The organism is Microbulbifer maximicatervae (SeqCode) (genome assembly GCF_052467385.1).
Window position 1 is genome coordinate 3358916 of the sequence record NZ_CP174311.1, and the last position, 16455, is coordinate 3375370.

Annotated in this window: 18 protein-coding genes; 7 read left to right on the plus strand and 11 right to left on the minus strand. The window is 47.5% G+C overall.

The annotated features are described in order from the left end of the window. The first annotated feature begins 178 nt into the window (after nt 1–178). Complete coding sequence (locus ACJJIR_RS14350) at nt 179–421, plus strand: hypothetical protein (protein WP_444905858.1); 243 nt, start codon at nt 179–181, stop codon at nt 419–421. A gap of 113 nt (nt 422–534) precedes the next feature. On the opposite strand, the gene ACJJIR_RS14355 is transcribed toward ACJJIR_RS14350, so the two are convergent. The 3 genes from ACJJIR_RS14355 to djlA form a co-directional block, all read right to left on the minus strand. Then, nucleotides 535–1380: an OmpW/AlkL family protein gene (locus ACJJIR_RS14355; protein WP_444905859.1), complete on the minus strand. Its 846-nt coding sequence runs from the start codon at nt 1378–1380 to the stop codon at nt 535–537. 429 nt (nt 1381–1809) lie between these two features. After that, nucleotides 1810–2118, minus strand: a complete 309-nt coding sequence (locus tag ACJJIR_RS14360) for a BolA family protein (RefSeq protein ID WP_444905860.1) — start codon at nt 2116–2118, stop codon at nt 1810–1812. A 46-nt stretch (nt 2119–2164) separates the two neighbouring features. Further along, complete coding sequence (gene djlA, locus ACJJIR_RS14365) at nt 2165–2962, minus strand: co-chaperone DjlA (RefSeq protein WP_444905861.1); 798 nt, start codon at nt 2960–2962, stop codon at nt 2165–2167. A 236-nt stretch (nt 2963–3198) separates the two neighbouring features. Here djlA and ACJJIR_RS14370 point away from each other — a divergent pair, with 236 nt between their 5' ends. The 3 genes from ACJJIR_RS14370 to ACJJIR_RS14380 all read left to right on the plus strand — a co-directional run bounded on the left by ACJJIR_RS14370 (nt 3199) and on the right by ACJJIR_RS14380 (nt 5727). Further along, nucleotides 3199–3804 (plus strand): hypothetical protein, encoded by a 606-nt coding sequence (locus ACJJIR_RS14370; RefSeq protein WP_444905862.1) that lies wholly within the window; start codon nt 3199–3201, stop codon nt 3802–3804. Nucleotides 3805–3940: 136 nt separating this feature from the next. Beyond that, complete coding sequence (atzF, locus tag ACJJIR_RS14375) at nt 3941–5359, plus strand: allophanate hydrolase (protein WP_444905863.1); 1419 nt, start codon at nt 3941–3943, stop codon at nt 5357–5359. A gap of 23 nt (nt 5360–5382) precedes the next feature. Then, nucleotides 5383–5727, plus strand: coding sequence for an allophanate hydrolase-related protein (locus tag ACJJIR_RS14380; protein ID WP_444908426.1), 345 nt, complete (start codon nt 5383–5385; stop codon nt 5725–5727). Here ACJJIR_RS14380 and ACJJIR_RS14385 read toward each other — a convergent pair. Continuing rightward, entirely contained in the window at nt 5654–6535 is an 882-nt protein-coding gene (locus ACJJIR_RS14385) for a LysR family transcriptional regulator (protein WP_444905864.1), read from the minus strand. The two genes, ACJJIR_RS14380 and ACJJIR_RS14385, sit on opposite strands and share 74 nt — an antisense overlap. Nucleotides 6536–6728: 193 nt before the next feature. Between ACJJIR_RS14385 and ACJJIR_RS14390 the strand changes: the two genes are divergently transcribed. Further along, nucleotides 6729–7277: a hypothetical protein gene (locus ACJJIR_RS14390; RefSeq protein WP_444905865.1), complete on the plus strand. Its 549-nt coding sequence runs from the start codon at nt 6729–6731 to the stop codon at nt 7275–7277. Then, the gene (locus tag ACJJIR_RS14395) at nt 7278–7925 is read left to right on the plus strand and encodes a type 1 glutamine amidotransferase (RefSeq protein WP_282933577.1); all 648 of its coding nucleotides are present in this window, start codon (nt 7278–7280) and stop codon (nt 7923–7925) included. 91 nt (nt 7926–8016) lie between these two features. Here the strand turns inward: ACJJIR_RS14395 and ACJJIR_RS14400 are convergent, their stop codons facing one another. The 4 genes from ACJJIR_RS14400 to ACJJIR_RS14415 all read right to left on the minus strand — a co-directional run bounded on the left by ACJJIR_RS14400 (nt 8017) and on the right by ACJJIR_RS14415 (nt 12146). Next, nucleotides 8017–8463 (minus strand): magnesium transporter CorA family protein, encoded by a 447-nt coding sequence (locus ACJJIR_RS14400; protein ID WP_282933578.1) that lies wholly within the window; start codon nt 8461–8463, stop codon nt 8017–8019. A 266-nt stretch (nt 8464–8729) separates the two neighbouring features. Next, complete coding sequence (locus tag ACJJIR_RS14405) at nt 8730–10046, minus strand: sodium ion-translocating decarboxylase subunit beta (RefSeq protein ID WP_282933579.1); 1317 nt, start codon at nt 10044–10046, stop codon at nt 8730–8732. 19 nt (nt 10047–10065) lie between these two features. Further along, complete coding sequence (gene oadA, locus ACJJIR_RS14410; RefSeq protein WP_444905866.1) at nt 10066–11856, minus strand: sodium-extruding oxaloacetate decarboxylase subunit alpha; 1791 nt, start codon at nt 11854–11856, stop codon at nt 10066–10068. A gap of 53 nt (nt 11857–11909) precedes the next feature. Further along, the gene (locus tag ACJJIR_RS14415) at nt 11910–12146 is read right to left on the minus strand and encodes an OadG family protein (RefSeq protein ID WP_444905867.1); all 237 of its coding nucleotides are present in this window, start codon (nt 12144–12146) and stop codon (nt 11910–11912) included. A gap of 565 nt (nt 12147–12711) precedes the next feature. Between ACJJIR_RS14415 and ACJJIR_RS14420 the strand changes: the two genes are divergently transcribed. Then, the gene (locus ACJJIR_RS14420; protein ID WP_444896593.1) at nt 12712–13716 is read left to right on the plus strand and encodes a tRNA dihydrouridine synthase; all 1005 of its coding nucleotides are present in this window, start codon (nt 12712–12714) and stop codon (nt 13714–13716) included. Between the two features lie 66 nt (nt 13717–13782). Here the strand turns inward: ACJJIR_RS14420 and ACJJIR_RS14425 are convergent, their stop codons facing one another. The 3 genes from ACJJIR_RS14425 to ACJJIR_RS14435 are packed head-to-tail and all read right to left on the minus strand — an operon-like array spanning nt 13783 to nt 16446. Continuing rightward, the gene (locus tag ACJJIR_RS14425; RefSeq protein WP_444896592.1) at nt 13783–14568 is read right to left on the minus strand and encodes an outer membrane lipoprotein-sorting protein; all 786 of its coding nucleotides are present in this window, start codon (nt 14566–14568) and stop codon (nt 13783–13785) included. After that, nucleotides 14561–15775, minus strand: coding sequence for an ABC transporter permease (locus tag ACJJIR_RS14430; RefSeq protein WP_444896591.1), 1215 nt, complete (start codon nt 15773–15775; stop codon nt 14561–14563). The genes ACJJIR_RS14425 and ACJJIR_RS14430 overlap by 8 nt, the downstream gene beginning before the upstream one ends. After that, nucleotides 15763–16446: an ABC transporter ATP-binding protein gene (locus ACJJIR_RS14435; protein WP_444896590.1), complete on the minus strand. Its 684-nt coding sequence runs from the start codon at nt 16444–16446 to the stop codon at nt 15763–15765. Before ACJJIR_RS14435 ends, ACJJIR_RS14430 begins: the two co-directional genes overlap by 13 nt. Nucleotides 16447–16455 lie beyond the last annotated feature (9 nt).

The following is a 16455-nucleotide window of genomic DNA, read 5'->3' on the forward strand; positions in this document are numbered from 1 at the left end:
CCTCTACGCTCCTTAAACACTCCCCTGCCCCGATTTTCACACTTAGCACCAAAACCTTATATTTATCTCACTAACTGACTCACAAAAAAACAAATAGGTTCTTATTTTTTAATGCATCTCATTTACTTTAGATTGACAGGGTGGGATTATTTATTTAGCAATAATTGGAATAACCATTATGAAAACCAAAGGTCTCGCTATTGCCCTTATTGCTGTACTGACCGCTACCCATCAGGCAGCAGCACAACAGGATGCATCATTTAAGAAATGTAAAAAGTGGCAACAAAAAATTGAACACTTCCGCGAAGAAAGAAAAGATGGCGGATCGGGAGAGCAGATGGAGAAATGGAAAGACAAGATAAAAAAATTGAGAGAGAAATTTAAAGAATACAATTGCGATCAATATAAGCGCCACTTGTAATCAAGAATTGGCAACTGCAGCACTCAAGAAAGGTTAAGCGCCTTCCCCTTAATATCAGATGAGCATTAAATAAAAAAGGACGCCGAAGCGCCCTTTTTTGGCTGCATGTTTGATTACCAGTGGAAATCAAACTTGTAGCCTACGCCGATATTGAACGACCAGGGGTCGAAGAGGTAATCACCACCAAATCTGTGGCGATAGAACTCATTATCATCATCGGTATCGAACCAGAAGACATCTGCCTCAATATCGGTATCTACATCATAGTAAATAGCCGCGAGGTTAATCAGCCAGCTACTATCGTGACCGAAGTTAAAGTCGACACCAATTTGCCAAGTGTAACCCCAGTTGTCACCCAGGTTTACACGTCCATCCCAAGGCCGGAACACTTCAACATCATCATCGAAAACCCACCAGCCCCAATTCCTCAGGCGCTCATCGGTGAAGTCGGTATAGTTGATACCTACTCCCATATAAGGCTGAACCATGCAGCTGGGATCTAAGGGATAATAATTCAGATAAGCAGCCGTGATCTGAGGCTTCCATCTGGCGAAATCGCGACGGCGATGGAAATCATCAAAGTCTGGGTTAAAACGACGTAACCAGGGCCGGTTATCTCCTCCTGTATGGCGGTCACCCTCAGTGTAACTCAGGGATACACTCATATGGTCGGTGGCCCGCCACTCTACATTGATAAACCAGCCCCACTCATCACTGGGATCAACGTTGGAGCGGAATGCACCCCAATCGTCAATAAAATCATCCGGCCCCTCGAAGAACCTGTCCGCAAACGTGACATTATCCGAATTGGGCGAGATATAGGCCCCACCAATTCGAACCTTAAACTCCTGGGTCTTTGGTGGGGGAGGGGCATAGCCAGCCGGTCCTGCCGAAGCGACACTAGAGATTGCTAAGGCTAGGGGCGTCATAACGGGGATCAGAATACGCGTCATCTTCATTTGTGGTAACTCCATTGATATTCAGCAGATCAAACAGCAATCAGCCCAATCAATGGTCAGTCTAGTCGCACGAAGTAACAGGTGTAGAAAAAACAAACAAATGTTGGCGTGTAAAAAAGTATTTATTGTTTTCTGGCACTTAAACCGCTTTTTGGCGTTTAATTTTCCCGAACAAAGTATGATTTTTAAAATGGATAGGCGCCTCTTGGAATTCTAGCGGCCGCCAGAGCAAGAGGGGTATGAAGAGATCTAAATTTATAAACAAAAAATTAACGCCATTTCACCACTGATTCTTACAACCAGCAAAAGCTTATGAGGGCTTTCGTGACGCAAAAAGAAACTGAAAATTTTTGAATGGCTGTTTAAATGAAAAACGCGACAGGCTCCAGAACTGGAACCTGTCTGAGTTGTTTTAAATAAAGCGCTGAATTACGACTTTTTTCCACCACCCTGGCATTCAGGACTCTGGGGGGCCTGTCCCTCCCACTCTTCCGGGCTGTAGGTGTGCAAAGCCAGAGCATGTATTGGGCCAGCCATTTCTTCAGACAAAGCCGCATAGACTTTTTGATGGCGCTGCACTTTCCTTGCTGAATTGAACGCCTCACTCACCAAAACGACCCGAAAGTGCATTTCAGAGCCAACAGGCACATTGTGCATATGACTTTCACATTGCACTTCAATATGCTGAGGGGAAAATTCCGCAGTCAGTTTATGTTTAATTGTCTCAGCAAGACTCATCTATCAACTCCTTTATTTTCGATACAGCAAGGCTACTTTCCAGAACCTAGCTGACAACCTTAGCCTGTTGCTTTCTCGCCTCCACAATCGCTTCATAGGCAACAGTAATGCTTTTCATCTGATCATCAGCATGACGCATAAACTCTTCAGGCAACCCCTTGGAAGCAATTTTATCGGGATGGTACTCTGCTGCTTTTCGGCGATAAGCTAATTTAAGCTCTTTATCGCTAGTCTCCGGGGTACAACCCAGCACTGCGTAATGCTGCTCCAGATTTGCAGCCGTACTCCTACCCCCGTGCAAAAACTCATTTTGCATTGCCGCAAATAAAGATTCATGCAACCCAAGATCAACAGTGATGCGTTTTAAAATTTCTTTTTCTGCGCTGTGTAATTCACCATCGGCATAAGCAACAGCAAATAATAGGCGATACACCATTTCCCGCATTGCTTGATCGCGAACCAGCTGGCGATACTGTTTTGCGTAATCGTAAATGCTGTACTTATCAGTCTTGGCATTTTCAAAAATACGGATTGCATGCTTGCGCTCCTCAGTGCCCAGACGGAGGTTGTTTCTAATAAAGCCCTCTATAAACTCCACTTCAGCTTTAGAAACCAGGCCATCTGCCTTAGCCATTTTTGCCAACATCGAAAATAGAGTCACGATGAAGATTGTCTGGGCTCCATCCCTGCTCAGGGCCGAAGCAGCCTTCCCAAGGCGCTGCTGCAAACTGGAACCAAATGAACTGCCGATCCAGGCTCCCAATGCCGCACCAATTGGGCCGCCAAAAGGGCCACCGAACATAAAACCAAAGCCTGCACCTATCCCCGCCCCTAACCAGGACATACGCTCTCCTAGACGCTAAAAGTCGCGCCCGCTATATAAGAATCAAACATGTAAAACGCGCCTATCATACCACGTACTACGGCGCCTTAATCCCCAAATATGAATAACTGGTCACAACCCAATAGAACTGAACCCGCCAGGTCTATCTTTTGACGCGGCAATCAATCTCGAAACTATCACTAGCCCTCAGGCCCAATTATGTTTGAGAGTGAAAATCGAACTTAAAGGCAAGCCGAATGAAAATGCGGCCAAACACAGCTCTCTTTCGCCCCCTATTGGCTTTGTGTGCCATAGCACTCCTCACGTTAACCGGTTGCGATCAACATCGAGGTGCATCCCAGGAAGAGGAGGCCAGCAGCACTCCAGGGCACCAGGACTGGGAAACTATCGTAGAGGTCCTTCTGCACCCCCGCTGCCTCAATTGCCACCAGTTGGAGATGCCACTTATAAATGAAGGGTCTCCCCATGTTCCTAGAGTGGAGCGCGGTCCAGATAATATGGGGGCAGGTACCATGCGTTGCAATAACTGCCATTCAAATAAAAACAACCCTGTTACCGGTGCGCCTGGAGCTCCAGGGTGGGTTATGGCACCCATTGAGTTGAACTGGTCACAAAAATCCTCGGCTCAAATCTGCAAGCTGCTAACTACTCCCCAGGACAACGGCGGGCGAGCACCAACCAGTCAACTGGAGTTTGTCAGTACCAGCCCACTGGTATTGTGGGGATGGCACCCCGGAGACAGCCGCCAACCGGTAAATATCCCCCACGACAAGTTCATTGAAGCAATGAAAGGCTGGATTGCAGCAGGGACACCTTGCCCATCAGAGAGGGCATCAAACTAATTATGTATTTACTAAATCTAAAATTATGCGGTTTACAGTGAGATGAAAATTCTTGAAAAAATATAATCTTAGTAATACAAACATCGAAATAAATAACAGTCCGGTATCTAGTTGAAGTTATTCTCGGAACCCTTTTATGGCCCACGATTTAACGCTAGACCATCTAAGAAACACCTACTCCCAAGGTATTACAACACCGCGTGAACTCATTGCCAGTCTATTAAAGCAAGCACAGCAGCAAGCCAATTATAACGCCTGGATAACCCTATTAACGCGAGAAGAGGTAGAGCCCTATCTAGAAGCATTGGACCGAATAAGGCCCAGCGATCTGCCATTATACGGAGTGCCCTTTGCTATCAAGGATAATATTGATCTTGCTGGAGTACCTACAACAGCAGCCTGCCCAGACTTTAGCTATACCCCTCGCGAAAGCGCATTTGTTGTAAAGCTTTTGATTGAAGCAGGAGCCGTGCCGCTCGGCAAAACCAATCTCGATCAATTCGCCACCGGTCTAGTAGGTGTTCGCTCCCCTTACGGAGAAGGTAAAAACTCTTTTAACCAGGAGTATATTTCTGGCGGGAGCAGTGCGGGATCAGCTATTGCCACAGCACTTGGGCAAGTCAGTTTTGCTTTGGGAACAGATACTGCTGGCTCTGGTCGGGTACCTGCGGCACTCAATAATTTAATAGGCCATAAACCCACTCGGGGACTGCTGAGCACTACAGGGGTTGTCCCCGCCTGTAAAAGTCTCGACTGCGTGTCAATATTCGCCCTAAATTGTCAAGATGCCGCCAAGCTACTTGATATTACGGCGAAATTTGATTCAGCCGATATCTATAGCCGTACCACCCCATCTTCAAATAGGCTGCAGTACTTCCAGGAAAGCTTCCCTAACAATAAGATCAGTTTTTCTTTTGGTATACCTGAACAAGTTGATTTTCAAGGGAACAAAGAAACCCAGGCACTCTTTAATCAATCTATCAAAAAATTAAAAGTGCTGGGCGGGCAGGCTGTAACTGTAGGCTTTAATCCTTTTATAGAAGCGGCAAAGCTACTATACGAAGGTCCCTGGGTAGCCGAGCGCTGGATTGCAACTCAAGGTGTAAAACCGAAATCCATGCTTGAGGTAATCCGGAAGGTTATTAACTCCGCGAAAACAAAAACTGCAGCTGATGCTTTCTTGGGACAATACCGCTTACAGGCACTAAAGAGAATCTGTGATAAAACACTGGAGAATGTCGATTTTATCATTATTCCCACTATACCGACTGCTTACACCCGCCAGCAAATATCCGAGCAACCCATTCAAAGAAATTCTATTCTCGGAACCTACACAAATTTTATGAACTTATTGGACTATTCTGCGACCGCAGTGCCCGTTGGCTTCCTTAGCTCCGGAATTAGCTGGGGAGTCACTTTGTTTAGCCAGAAACATTGCGATATGTCCCTGCTAAGTTTTTCTAATAGTTTACACCAGGCCTGTAATCTCCCATTGGCTGCTACAGGAGAACGCCCGGGAGAGACATCTAACCAAGACAGCGGCTCTCGCCATTAGCTACACCGGACAAGCTGGCAAAAATTGTAGTCTGTGGTGCACATCTCAAAGAGCAACCTCTCAACTGGCAACTCACTGAGCGGGGAGAACAGTTACATCAGAAAACAACAACCAGTCACCAATACCGTCTCTATGTTCTCCCCGAGGAGGAGCGCCCCGCTCTGGTTCGCGATGAATCAGGAGATGGGCAAGCCATCCAGGTGGAAATATGGCAGTTGCCAACCGAATATTTCGGCAGTTTAGTTGCTGCAATACCCTCTATGGAAGCTGGCTTAACTGGCTCCAATCCAAACACTAAGCCCACTCGGCAAATTTACTTAGCCAGGAGGCATTCATTTTCCTTCCTACTACAAAGAGCTCTTCACTAGATTTTATATCGCTATCCTCCACCCTAACGACCACCCCACCCATTTCAGTTATCAGAGGCTCAGGCAGAAAAGCGAGCAGCCTACTATTTTTCACTAGCTGGCAAAGAACCCCATAATCATTTACAACGACCTGTACCTTACGAGGATAATTAATTTCCGGCCAGCCATCACTACCTATCCCCCGCTCTTCACCACAGAAGGGTGATATCCTCGGTGCGGCAAATGGATATTGCAAGATATCTGACAGTGAAGCCTTCACCTCAGCCCCCTGCTCCACGATCAAAGAGTGATCAGGCCCTGCAGCAATACACATTGATACTGAGCCAAGTGGCCGAGCATCCATTGTGGATGACAACTGCCCCAAAACCGCTCCGGTTATCAGGGCCAGGTCTACCTCCCCCCTGGATAACATCTTCAATGCCAAGGCTTCATAGGCCGATGTGAATGACAACCGCCCCCCTGCTTCCTCAGTAGTAAATTTGCGGTGGATAAATGTACCCCAGGCTAGTTGCAGCATGGTCGGAGCAGCAATTCGGCACTCCTGATTTACCTTTAGCTCGCCAACTTCAGAGCGAATTCTTCTGGAAATCGCCACCATCTCAACCGCCCGACTTTGCAGTCTGCGGCCTGCGTCATTGATTTTCAGTTGCTTGCCAACTCGATCAAACAGGCGAGTACCCAGCTCTCCTTCCAGCCGCTTTAATGTTTTACTCAATCCACCCGGGCTCGTATCCAGCCTGTCTGCGGAGCGCTGCAGGTTCTCCGTCGCAGCAATCACTAGAAACTTCTCAAGTGCTTCTATTTCCATTGTGGAATCAAATGTCTCTATTTTTGAATCGATTATTCACTAGAGTACTCTTAGAATCCCCTGCATCCAAGGTCATAGCTACACAAAACCGATGAAAAATATTCTTCTCTTTTTGGCGCTGACAATCAGCTCAAGCGTATGCTTCACACAATCTTCATTAGCACAAAGTGACAATTCAGTCGGAATTCATGGCATGGCCCTGTTTACCGTCGGCGGGCAAATTATTGCCACACACATGCCACTACATGGCGGAAAACACAGTCATCAAGTTATTTTGGAATTGGAGACTGATGACCAGGAGGAGGTGCAAAACCTCCTCAAGCGAAACGAGTTAGTTACATTGCTTCCAGAGGAATTTTCTTTACGCGAACTACGCGAGGGAAAACTCAATGCCTTTAACGCCCAAATGTTTACAGGGCATTTTGAACGAGGAGGAAAACTTGCGCTGCAAGCTGTTACTTTCAGGGTAACCTCTCGACTAATGGATAGCCCCCTTACCCGAACAGAAAATGGGCACTACCAATTAATACTTCTTAAAAATTACACTTTGCTTGTGCATGAAATTGCATCCACCCCCAGCTTCGACCAAATACTGCTGGTCAGCACCGACCATGATTTTTTCAGCGACATTTATAGCGGCAGTTTAAAACCGCTTTCGAAAAATAGCTGGCCAAAAAGCCTAACTAAAGCTGGCATCCACTATAAGGAAGAACTGTATTTTGAAAATCAGGATTTCCAGTAAATGACCAAACCAATACTGATTATCCAACATGAGGAAACTGAGGGCCCGGGGTATATTTATGACTGGGCTACAGAGAAGCGAATACCGCTTTCTATCATTAACCCACAGAAATCACCACTACCTCAAAGCGACTTTAGCGGAGTTATTATCCTTGGTGGAATGATGAACGTTTGTGAGCGTGAAAGGCTCCCCTGGCTTGCCAATGAGATTGCATGGGTAAAAAACTGCATTGAACTTCCGATCCCAATATTGGGCATCTGCCTTGGGGCACAGATTCTTGCATATGCATTGGAAGCAGAGGTCCGCCAACTTCCTCAAGAGGAAATGGGCTGGCTACCTATAAGGTCTACAACAGCACTGAATTTCAATTTAGAGAATGTATTCCAGGCACATAGCTATTTCTTTGAAATTCCGGAGGGGGCAATTTGCTTGGCAGAATCTGACTTGTGCCCTCATCAGGCGTTTATATTCGGAAAAAATGTGTTGGGATTACAATTTCATCTAGAGTGGTCACAAACGGATGTTGCCAAGTTATTTCCCGAACACTTTAAAATCCACGGCTCCCCAGAGGCGCTTCATCGCAAAGGGCGTAATTTATTATTTCAGCTGCTTGATGCGCACTTCACACAGTTAAATGTGAGTTTTTGATACTATTGATTGGGTGGGCGGAATTGGGGAATTCAGCAGGCTTCATAAACTGAATTTCCCCTAACACTCACAAACCAATTCAACAGCTCATCTATTCAGAGCACTTGATCCTTGACTCAGAGCAAAAACCACTGCGCTGAGTACAGAGTTCAAGTAATTTCCCCTTCGCCTCAATACGGCTAAAGCCATTTGAATGCATGCCTCCCGCCACTGGATCCTTCATATAACAGGCCCACTTTGGACGCTCCTCTACTAGAGCTGGCGGTACCAGTTCGGGCTGAGCGTCAATACTCGCCTGCAACTCCAAAATCAAGTCCTGAAGCCGATGGACATTTTTTCGTAACTTAACCACTTCTTTTTCTAAGTCACGAACATTTTCAGCTCCAACACCCTGTTTGTGGTCAGAGTGTACTTCTTTACGGAGCTTAACCACCTCTTTCTTTAACTGGCGGACTTCTTCCGCAGTTTGATGATTATCATGTGCAAATACACTAGTGGAGAAAAGAGCAAAGGCAATTAAGAATGGCAAACTACGCATTGGGGTTACTTCCTAATGAATTTTTATTCCAGTAAAAATTTTGGGAGGAATATAGCGCAACTAACCTTAACTCAAAATGAATTCTATCGATGGAGATGCTCTGTTGACCGGATAAACATACCAACTCCAGCTATGACTGCCTCTTCACATTATTTAAATCAGAAGGATCTGTTTTAACCAGCAAAAGCGGACAAAATGCATTTGTTTTAGGTCAACAAAAAAGGGCGAACACTGTTCGCCCTCTCTTCCAAAGCCATGGATTTTGGTTACCCGCCAGTAAGGCTCCGCACCATACTGATCATCACACCCGCAGCCACCGCAGAACCGATAACACCGGCTACGTTGGGGCCCATTGCGTGCATCAACAGGAAGTTGTGAGGATTGGATTCAAGCCCCACTTTGTTGGATACCCGCGCGGCCATAGGTACGGCAGAAACACCGGCAGAACCAATCAATGGGTTAATCTTGTGCTTGCTGAATACATTGATCAACTTGGCCATCAACACGCCAGCCGCAGTGCCGATCGCAAACGCCACAATACCCAAAGCCAAAATACCCAGGGTTTTAGGATCGAGGAATTTGTCTGCCGCCAATTTCGAACCAACGGAAAGTCCCAGGAAAATAGTGGTGATATTGATCAGCGCGTTCTGAGCGGTGTCCGACAAACGGGAAACGACTCCGCACTCACGCATCAGGTTACCAAAGCAGAACATACCCAACAGCGGTGCAGCAGCCGGCAGGAACAGGGCCACCAAAATCAGCAGCAACATCGGGAAGGCAATTTTTTCCCGCTTGCTCACATGGCGCAATTGCACCATTTCAATTTTGCGTTCCTGCTCAGTGGTCAGGGCTCGCATAATCGGCGGCTGAATCATAGGCACTAGCGCCATATACGAATAAGCCGCTACAGCAATAGCCCCCAACAGGTCCGGGGCCAATAGGCTGGAAACATAGATAGCTGTAGGGCCATCTGCTCCACCGATAATACCGATCGCAGCGGCATCGGCGATTGAGAAGTCCATAATCCCCGCTACCGAGAGACCCACAGCACCGAGCACCGTGGCAAAGATCCCAAACTGGGCCGCTGCACCGAGGAACAAGGTGCGCGGATTGGCGAGTAGCGGACCAAAGTCAGTCATAGCCCCTACGCCCATAAAAATTACCAACGGCGCAATGCCGGAAGCAATAGCTACGGAATAGAAGTTATACAGCATACCGTTGTTGAAACCGGCATCTCGGGCAAACTCAGCTGCTTGCACCTGCACGGCTGCCGGCGCACTGGCCAGAGCTTCCTTTAGCGCGGGTAAAGCTGAAGTACTATCAAGGCCCAGGATCTGGGCCATTTGCGCCAAAACAGCTCCATCTCCCTGGGTAAGGGCTGTCTCTGCGGCTGAGAGTGCCAAATCAGCACCGGGAATATTTGCCAGGATTCCGCCGAAACCGATAGGCACCAAAAGCAGGGGCTCAAAGTTTTTGCGAATGGCCAAAAACAGCAGGCCCAGGCCCACCAAAATCATAATGAACTGGCCCGATGCCATCTGCGCGACGCCGGAGGAATGCCAAAGAGTAATCAGATTATCCACGTGTGACTCCTACCTTTGGCTATGCAATAGACAGCAGGGCATCACCCACCGCCACTGAATCGCCTTCTTTTACTGCCACACTGGCGACGTTACCGGCACGAGGGGCACTCACCACAGTTTCCATCTTCATCGCTTCCAGTACTAACACCGCCTGGCCTTCGCTCACCTGATCCCCAGGCTTCACCATTACTTTGAAGATATTTCCAGCGAGAGGCGCATTAACCGGCTCACCTCCGGTAGCAGGCACGGAAGGTGCACTAGCTACAGGTGCGGGAGCACCACCGGACACAGGGGCAATATTGGTTAAGTCGCCACCATCGGCCACAGTGACGGTGTAGCTCTGCCCCTCCACAGTTACCGTATAAACTTCTTCACCTTTGTCGTTCTTGACTGCAGCGCCTTCATTACCGGTAGGTACTGGCTCGAAAGCTTCTGGATTGCCACGGTTCTTCAGGAACTTCAGACCAATCTGCGGGAAGAGTGCATAGGTAAGCACATCGTCGATCTCCCCCTCACCACCGGTCAGGGCCACATCTTGTTCACCCGCTTTCTCTTGAAGCTCCAGGGTTAACTTGTCCAACTCTGGTGCCAACAGGTCTGCCGGGCGGCAGGTAACCGGATTCGCCCCATCCAGTATCCGGACCTGCAGCTCCTGGTTAACTTCAGCTGGTGTCGCACCGTATTCGCCTTTCAAGACGGCGGCAGTCTCTTTAGAGATCGACTTGTAACGCTCTCCAGTCAGGACATTGAGCACCGCCTGGGTACCCACAATCTGGGATGTGGGGGTAACCAGCGGGATACAGCCCAGGTCTTCACGCACCCGAGGGATTTCCTCGAGTACATCATCCAGGCGATCCCCGGCGCCCTGTTCGCGCAGCTGGTTTTCCATATTGGTGAGCATGCCACCGGGAACCTGAGCCACCAGGATGCGGGAATCCACGCCTTTCAAGGAACCCTCAAACTTCGCGTACTTCTTGCGGACGTTACGGAAGTAGGCCGCAATTTCTTCCAGCAGGTTAATATCCAGCCCGGTGTCTCGCTCAGTGCCTTCCAAAATGGCCACCAACGCTTCGGTTGGGCTGTGACCATAGGTCATGGACATAGAGCTGATCGCGGTGTCCACGTTGTCGATACCCGCCTCGATACACTTGAGAGCGGTAGCCGTAGATAAACCGGTAGTAGCGTGGCACTGCATATGGATGGGGATGTCCACGGCGGCCTTCAAACGTTTCACCAGCTCGTAGCCCTCATAGGGGCGCAGCAGACCGGCCATGTCCTTGATCGCGATGGAATCCGCTCCCATATCCTCGATCTGGCGCCCCAGATCCACCCATAAGTCCATGGTGTGTACTGGGCTCACGGTATAGGAGATGGTGCCCTGAGCGTGCTTCTCTTGTTTCTTCACCGCAGCCAGTGCTGTTTTCAGGTTGCGCATATCGTTCATCGCGTCGAACACGCGGAACACGTCTACCCCATTGACTGCAGCGCGCTCTACAAACTTCTCAACCACGTCATCCGCATAGTGGCGGTAGCCGAGAATATTCTGTCCCCTGAACAGCATCTGTTGAGGCGTATTCGGCATAGCTTTCTTCAATTCACGAATACGCTCCCAGGGATCTTCGCCGAGATAGCGAATGCAGGAGTCGAAAGTGGCCCCCCCCCAGGACTCCAGAGACCAGAAGCCAACTTTATCGAGCTTCTCAGCAATCGGCAGCATATCGTCCAGTCGCAGTCGGGTAGCGAACAGTGACTGGTGGGCATCGCGCAGGACTACATCGGTAATCCCCAATGGCTTTTTAACCTCAGTCATGGGTTATCTCTCTCGGCAGAAATTATTGGAAATTGTTTGAAAGCGATTGGTGGTTAGCGTCTTTTGCGATGCTGTTCGATCGCCGCTTTAATCACCGCATGTAAATGGACCTTATCATTCCCTGCGGTTGGGGAAGGCGTGTGGGATACGGGCTCCGCTTCGGGAAAATAGCGGGAGATGATTCTCGACATAATACCGGTACCGATCACCAGCAATAGCAGAAAAGTAAAAACAATTCCCATACCAAACAGGGTGATATCTAGCCCCTGTTGCAAAAGTGTTTCTTGCACTGTTTATTCCCCCTGGCACCAGGCAATAAAACCAGCCATTCCGGACGGTTTCATCTGTCCCCGTAACACTATGAATTTACGTACCTATTTATTCAGGACAGCTGAAACACCCCAATTGATATTTTGTGCATATGTAAAATCTTCGCTCACAATTAAACAAATTTATGTCGTACAACCAATAAACTTGCCCGGGAAAATCTCACTTAGCCCAGCCGTCCCAAATTTCTGCACATCGGAATCTTATTCCCTAGACCGGTAATTTCAACCGCCGCTGCACCTGATCCTCCCCCAAAAAGAGCGGGCACACAGGAAAAAATTCATTAGTTCCAAAATGCTGATATTTTTCTATTATCAATACAAGTTGCTTTTAAAATCAAACACTTATTGGTTTCAGAGGCAACGGAGGGGTCTAAATTACCACGCCCAATTTTGGTGCAAAACATCAATAGGCTGAGTTTATTTCTCCTACTTTTATATACTGAAGAATGATCGATTTTGCGCCATTACAATAACTTGCTGATAGAATATGCGCCTTTAGATTTATGATTTACCTCTCAACTGACTTATGACCGACAAGACACCTACCCCAGAACCTACGATTTACCAGGCACCAATGGAGGGGGTAATCGACCATCACGTGCGTGCCCTGCTCTCCGCCATTGGAGGAGTCGATATCTGTGTTACAGAGTTTGTTCGTGTCACTAATACTCGCTTGCCTCGCAGAGTATTCACCCGCTTGTGCCCAGAGGTCGACAAAGGTGCAAAGACCCCAAGCGGGATTCCAGTACGGTTACAGCTGTTAGGCGGCAACCCCAATGCAATGGCAATTAATGCAGTAAAAGCAGTTGAGTTCGGTGCTACAGCAATTGATCTCAATTTCGGCTGCCCTGCAAAATCAGTGAATAACAGCGACGGTGGCGCCTGCCTATTACAAAGCCCTCACAGAGTGGAAGCTATTGTAGGAGCGGTTCGCCGCGCTGTCCCTGAAAACATCCCTGTCACCGCAAAAATCCGACTGGGCTTTAATGATCGCTCTAGCTATATGGATAACGCCCAGGCCGCAGCAGCTGGCGGCGCAAATGAACTGGCAGTACACGCTCGCTCCAAAGTCGATGGCTATAAACCCCCAGCCTACTGGGAATACATCGGTGAAATTCGCCAAAAACTGGAAATCCCAGTCATTGCCAACGGGGATATTTGGACACTTGAGGAATTTCAACGCTGCCGTGAAGTAACCGGATGCGAAGCATTTATGTTTGGTCGCAGCCTGCTAGCCAGGCCAGATTTGGGCAAGCAGATAAAAGCCTACTGCTCAGGTGAGAGCTATACAGCAATGGGCTGGCAAGAGATTATTGAAATTCTTTGGGGTTACTATCAAACCACCCGAGAAGTTTACCCTTCCAAGTATCTGGGCAATCGTATTAAACAATGGCTCGCTTACTTGAAATTGGCTTTTCCTGAAGCCCAATTGTTCTTTGATAAAATAAAACGTCTCAGGGAGGCAGAAGAGCTTGATAGAGCTTTTTCCGAAGAGCGGAAAATTCAAATAGCATCAATTGAGGCAGCCTAATTTTCCGCACCTCTGCCAGTATCGGAATTGATACTGGCAGAGGCAGTTACCCGCTCAGATCCACTCTCACAGATCCATTTTTGACTGCCGACTCAGGTAAGCCGGATTGTAAAATTTTTCCGCTAACTGATGCGCAGTGCTACTTTCGTAGTGAACTCTGGTTTCAGTGGTAGCTTTGATGCTATCAACCAAAACCATCTCCTGTACAAATAGCTCTTCATCCTTTATCCCCGATACAAAATGCGCAACCTTAGCCAACTTTCCAGATTTCAAGTAAAGCTCCGCTTGGATTGGGAAGAAACTCTCACTATCAAGCCACAATTTTATCTTTTGATAGCTGGCTCCTTTGGTTTTTGCCTCCAGCTGAAGTTTGTGGGTCAATTTATCCTTTAGAATTTCACTTGCCTCGAATTGCCCCCGATAGTCCTGGCTCCAGGTCAAAGTGGCGATATCACCAATTGAAGCCTCCCCCAGCAATCTTTGCATCGGTGTAATGCGGATAGGGCGGCGGCTGCGGGGCATCAATAGCCAGTAGTTATCCTGCAGCATCAGCATTTTTTGCCCCTCTTCACCAACACCTTTAAATACCACCAATGATTTTCTCTCAGGGCGAGTATAAACATGGTAGCGATCTTCGCTTTCTAACTCTCCCTGTTTAAAAACCTGGATGTTGGTGACAACTTTTGAAGATGACTCTCCAAGACGATAGGAATCGGCTTTGGCCAACATGCTTTCTACCTGTACAGCGGAAAAATGACTTTCCTTCTCCTCAGCCCCAGCTAAAACAAAGGGAGAGAACATCAGCAAAAAACCAATCGCCAAGCTAACTCTGCCTAATCTTAATTTATACATGGACCAATGCCTCAGTAATCGGTTTATTGACACCTTTCCGCGCCGCAAGGAAGGATGAAAAAACACATATCGCAGCTATTGCAACCGAAATCATCCAAGCCAAGTTAATAGAGAAATAAACAGTCAAAGGATACCCCGTTGTTTTTCCCGGAGGTGGCGGCATAGTAATGTCAAACATCATCAACCCAGCGCTTATCAGACCAGCCAAAATAACACCTGCTAAAGAACCCACTACAGCAAGTACTAAAGCCTCCAATATAAACCCAGTTATCAATTCCACTTTGGATGCACCCAGTGCGGACAAGGTACCTATTTCCCGTGTTCTCTCTGTTACCGACATTGCCAGCGTATTGAAAAGCGAGACAAAGATAACCAGTGCCATAATGATGCCCATCAACCCAAAAATTCGATCATAAAGACTCTTCACTCCCTGATAGAAAAAGGCACGATCCTCCCAAGTTGTAATTTCCAACTCTGGAACTAACTCACGCAGTCTTTCCTGCAAGCTCGATGTCTTATCAAGGCTGTAGCCATAGATTGCCATGGTTGAGACCCTGTCACTATCTAAAAGGAACTGCGCAGCCTGAACAGAAATATATACTTGACGCTTATCCATATCTGGAACACCAGTCCCGAAAACTCCCCTAACCTTAAAATCCATTGCATTGAGAGCCCCATGAACTGTAGAGGACATTAAAGTAATATAATCCCCAGGCCTTACATTAAGATTTCTTGCGAGATCTTTACCCAGCATAATCTCAGGATCACTGATATCTTCACGGTTTGATAAAATACTGCCCTCAGTGACATTTAGAAAAGGCCCCTTCACCCGAAATTCACTTGGCAATATCCCCTGACCTAAAAAAATAGAAGACTTATCACCATTGGAAATTAACCCTTGCAGATAAACTCTAGGCTGCACGGCCTTCACATTTTCCTCAACCAACAAGTCCCCACGTAATTTATTGGCATTATCTAAACCAAGCTGAAGAGGAAAGTCCTCATCAGAAGAGAAATATCCCGGCTGTGTTAGCACCAAATGCCCCTCACTGCGCGCCGCGCTCTCTTTAAGGGATTGATATGTAAATAGGCCAAAACCTCCGGAGGTCATCAAGGCCGTTACCACAATGGAGATAATGGCAACAGCAAGAAAGCTTCTGCGACGATTGCGCAATAAATTTAAAACCGCGACTTTTAAGCGACGCATAAAGCACTCTCCTGCAGAATTACACCATCTTTCAACTCAACAACTCTATCGCAATGACGAGTCATTCGATCATCATGACTGGCAACAATAAAAGCTGTTTTTTGCTCCACTCCCAAATTTTTCATTAACTCAATAATTTGTTGTGCGGTAACACTATCCAAGCTGGCCGTAGGTTCATCAGCAATTACCAGTTTGGGCTGATGCACCAGTGCTCGAGCGATTGCTACTCTCTGCTGTTGTCCACCTGAAAGTCGATCTGGCCTGTAGTTGGAAAACTGGGACAGCCCGACATGATCCAACATGCCCATTACACGCCGCCTTACTTCACCTTCTTTCATTCCATTCAAAAGAAGTGGAAAGGCTACATTCTCAAAGGCTGTCATTACCGGAACCAAATTAAACTTTTGGAATACAAAACCCAGCTGGGTACGACGGATCTTCATTGACTGCCGATGGCTTTTTCTCAGCACCTCGCCGGCAAAGCAGACTTCTCCGCTGTAATCATGATCCAGTAGCCCGCAAATATTTAACAAGGTACTTTTACCAGACCCCGATGGTCCGCACAGAGCTACCATAGTGCCTGCTCGAATATCCAGATTCACATCTTTTAGGGCCCTAAGTTGAACCTCACCGGAAGTGTAAGTCTTTTCAATATGAGTGAGCTGTAACATAGATTTACT

Excerpts from the sequence above, each read along its gene's own strand:
- ACJJIR_RS14400 (WP_282933578.1), bottom strand. The coding sequence starts at position 8,463 with ATGCGTAGTTTGCCATTCTTAATTGCCTTTGCTCTTTTCTCCACTAGT.
- ACJJIR_RS14390 (WP_444905865.1), top strand. The coding sequence starts at position 6,729 with ATGGCCCTGTTTACCGTCGGCGGGCAAATTATTGCCACACACATGCCA.
- djlA (WP_444905861.1), bottom strand. The coding sequence starts at position 2,962 with ATGTCCTGGTTAGGGGCGGGGATAGGTGCAGGCTTTGGTTTTATGTTC.
- ACJJIR_RS14420 (WP_444896593.1), top strand. The coding sequence starts at position 12,712 with ATGACCGACAAGACACCTACCCCAGAACCTACGATTTACCAGGCACCA.
- ACJJIR_RS14425 (WP_444896592.1), bottom strand. The coding sequence starts at position 14,568 with ATGTATAAATTAAGATTAGGCAGAGTTAGCTTGGCGATTGGTTTTTTG.
- ACJJIR_RS14370 (WP_444905862.1), top strand. The coding sequence starts at position 3,199 with ATGAAAATGCGGCCAAACACAGCTCTCTTTCGCCCCCTATTGGCTTTG.
- ACJJIR_RS14350 (WP_444905858.1), top strand. The coding sequence starts at position 179 with ATGAAAACCAAAGGTCTCGCTATTGCCCTTATTGCTGTACTGACCGCT.
- ACJJIR_RS14430 (WP_444896591.1), bottom strand. The coding sequence starts at position 15,775 with ATGCGTCGCTTAAAAGTCGCGGTTTTAAATTTATTGCGCAATCGTCGC.
- ACJJIR_RS14360 (WP_444905860.1), bottom strand. The coding sequence starts at position 2,118 with ATGAGTCTTGCTGAGACAATTAAACATAAACTGACTGCGGAATTTTCC.
- atzF (WP_444905863.1), top strand. The coding sequence starts at position 3,941 with ATGGCCCACGATTTAACGCTAGACCATCTAAGAAACACCTACTCCCAA.
- ACJJIR_RS14355 (WP_444905859.1), bottom strand. The coding sequence starts at position 1,380 with ATGAAGATGACGCGTATTCTGATCCCCGTTATGACGCCCCTAGCCTTA.
- oadA (WP_444905866.1), bottom strand. The coding sequence starts at position 11,856 with ATGACTGAGGTTAAAAAGCCATTGGGGATTACCGATGTAGTCCTGCGC.
- ACJJIR_RS14385 (WP_444905864.1), bottom strand. The coding sequence starts at position 6,535 with ATGGAAATAGAAGCACTTGAGAAGTTTCTAGTGATTGCTGCGACGGAG.
- ACJJIR_RS14395 (WP_282933577.1), top strand. The coding sequence starts at position 7,278 with ATGACCAAACCAATACTGATTATCCAACATGAGGAAACTGAGGGCCCG.
- ACJJIR_RS14435 (WP_444896590.1), bottom strand. The coding sequence starts at position 16,446 with ATGTTACAGCTCACTCATATTGAAAAGACTTACACTTCCGGTGAGGTT.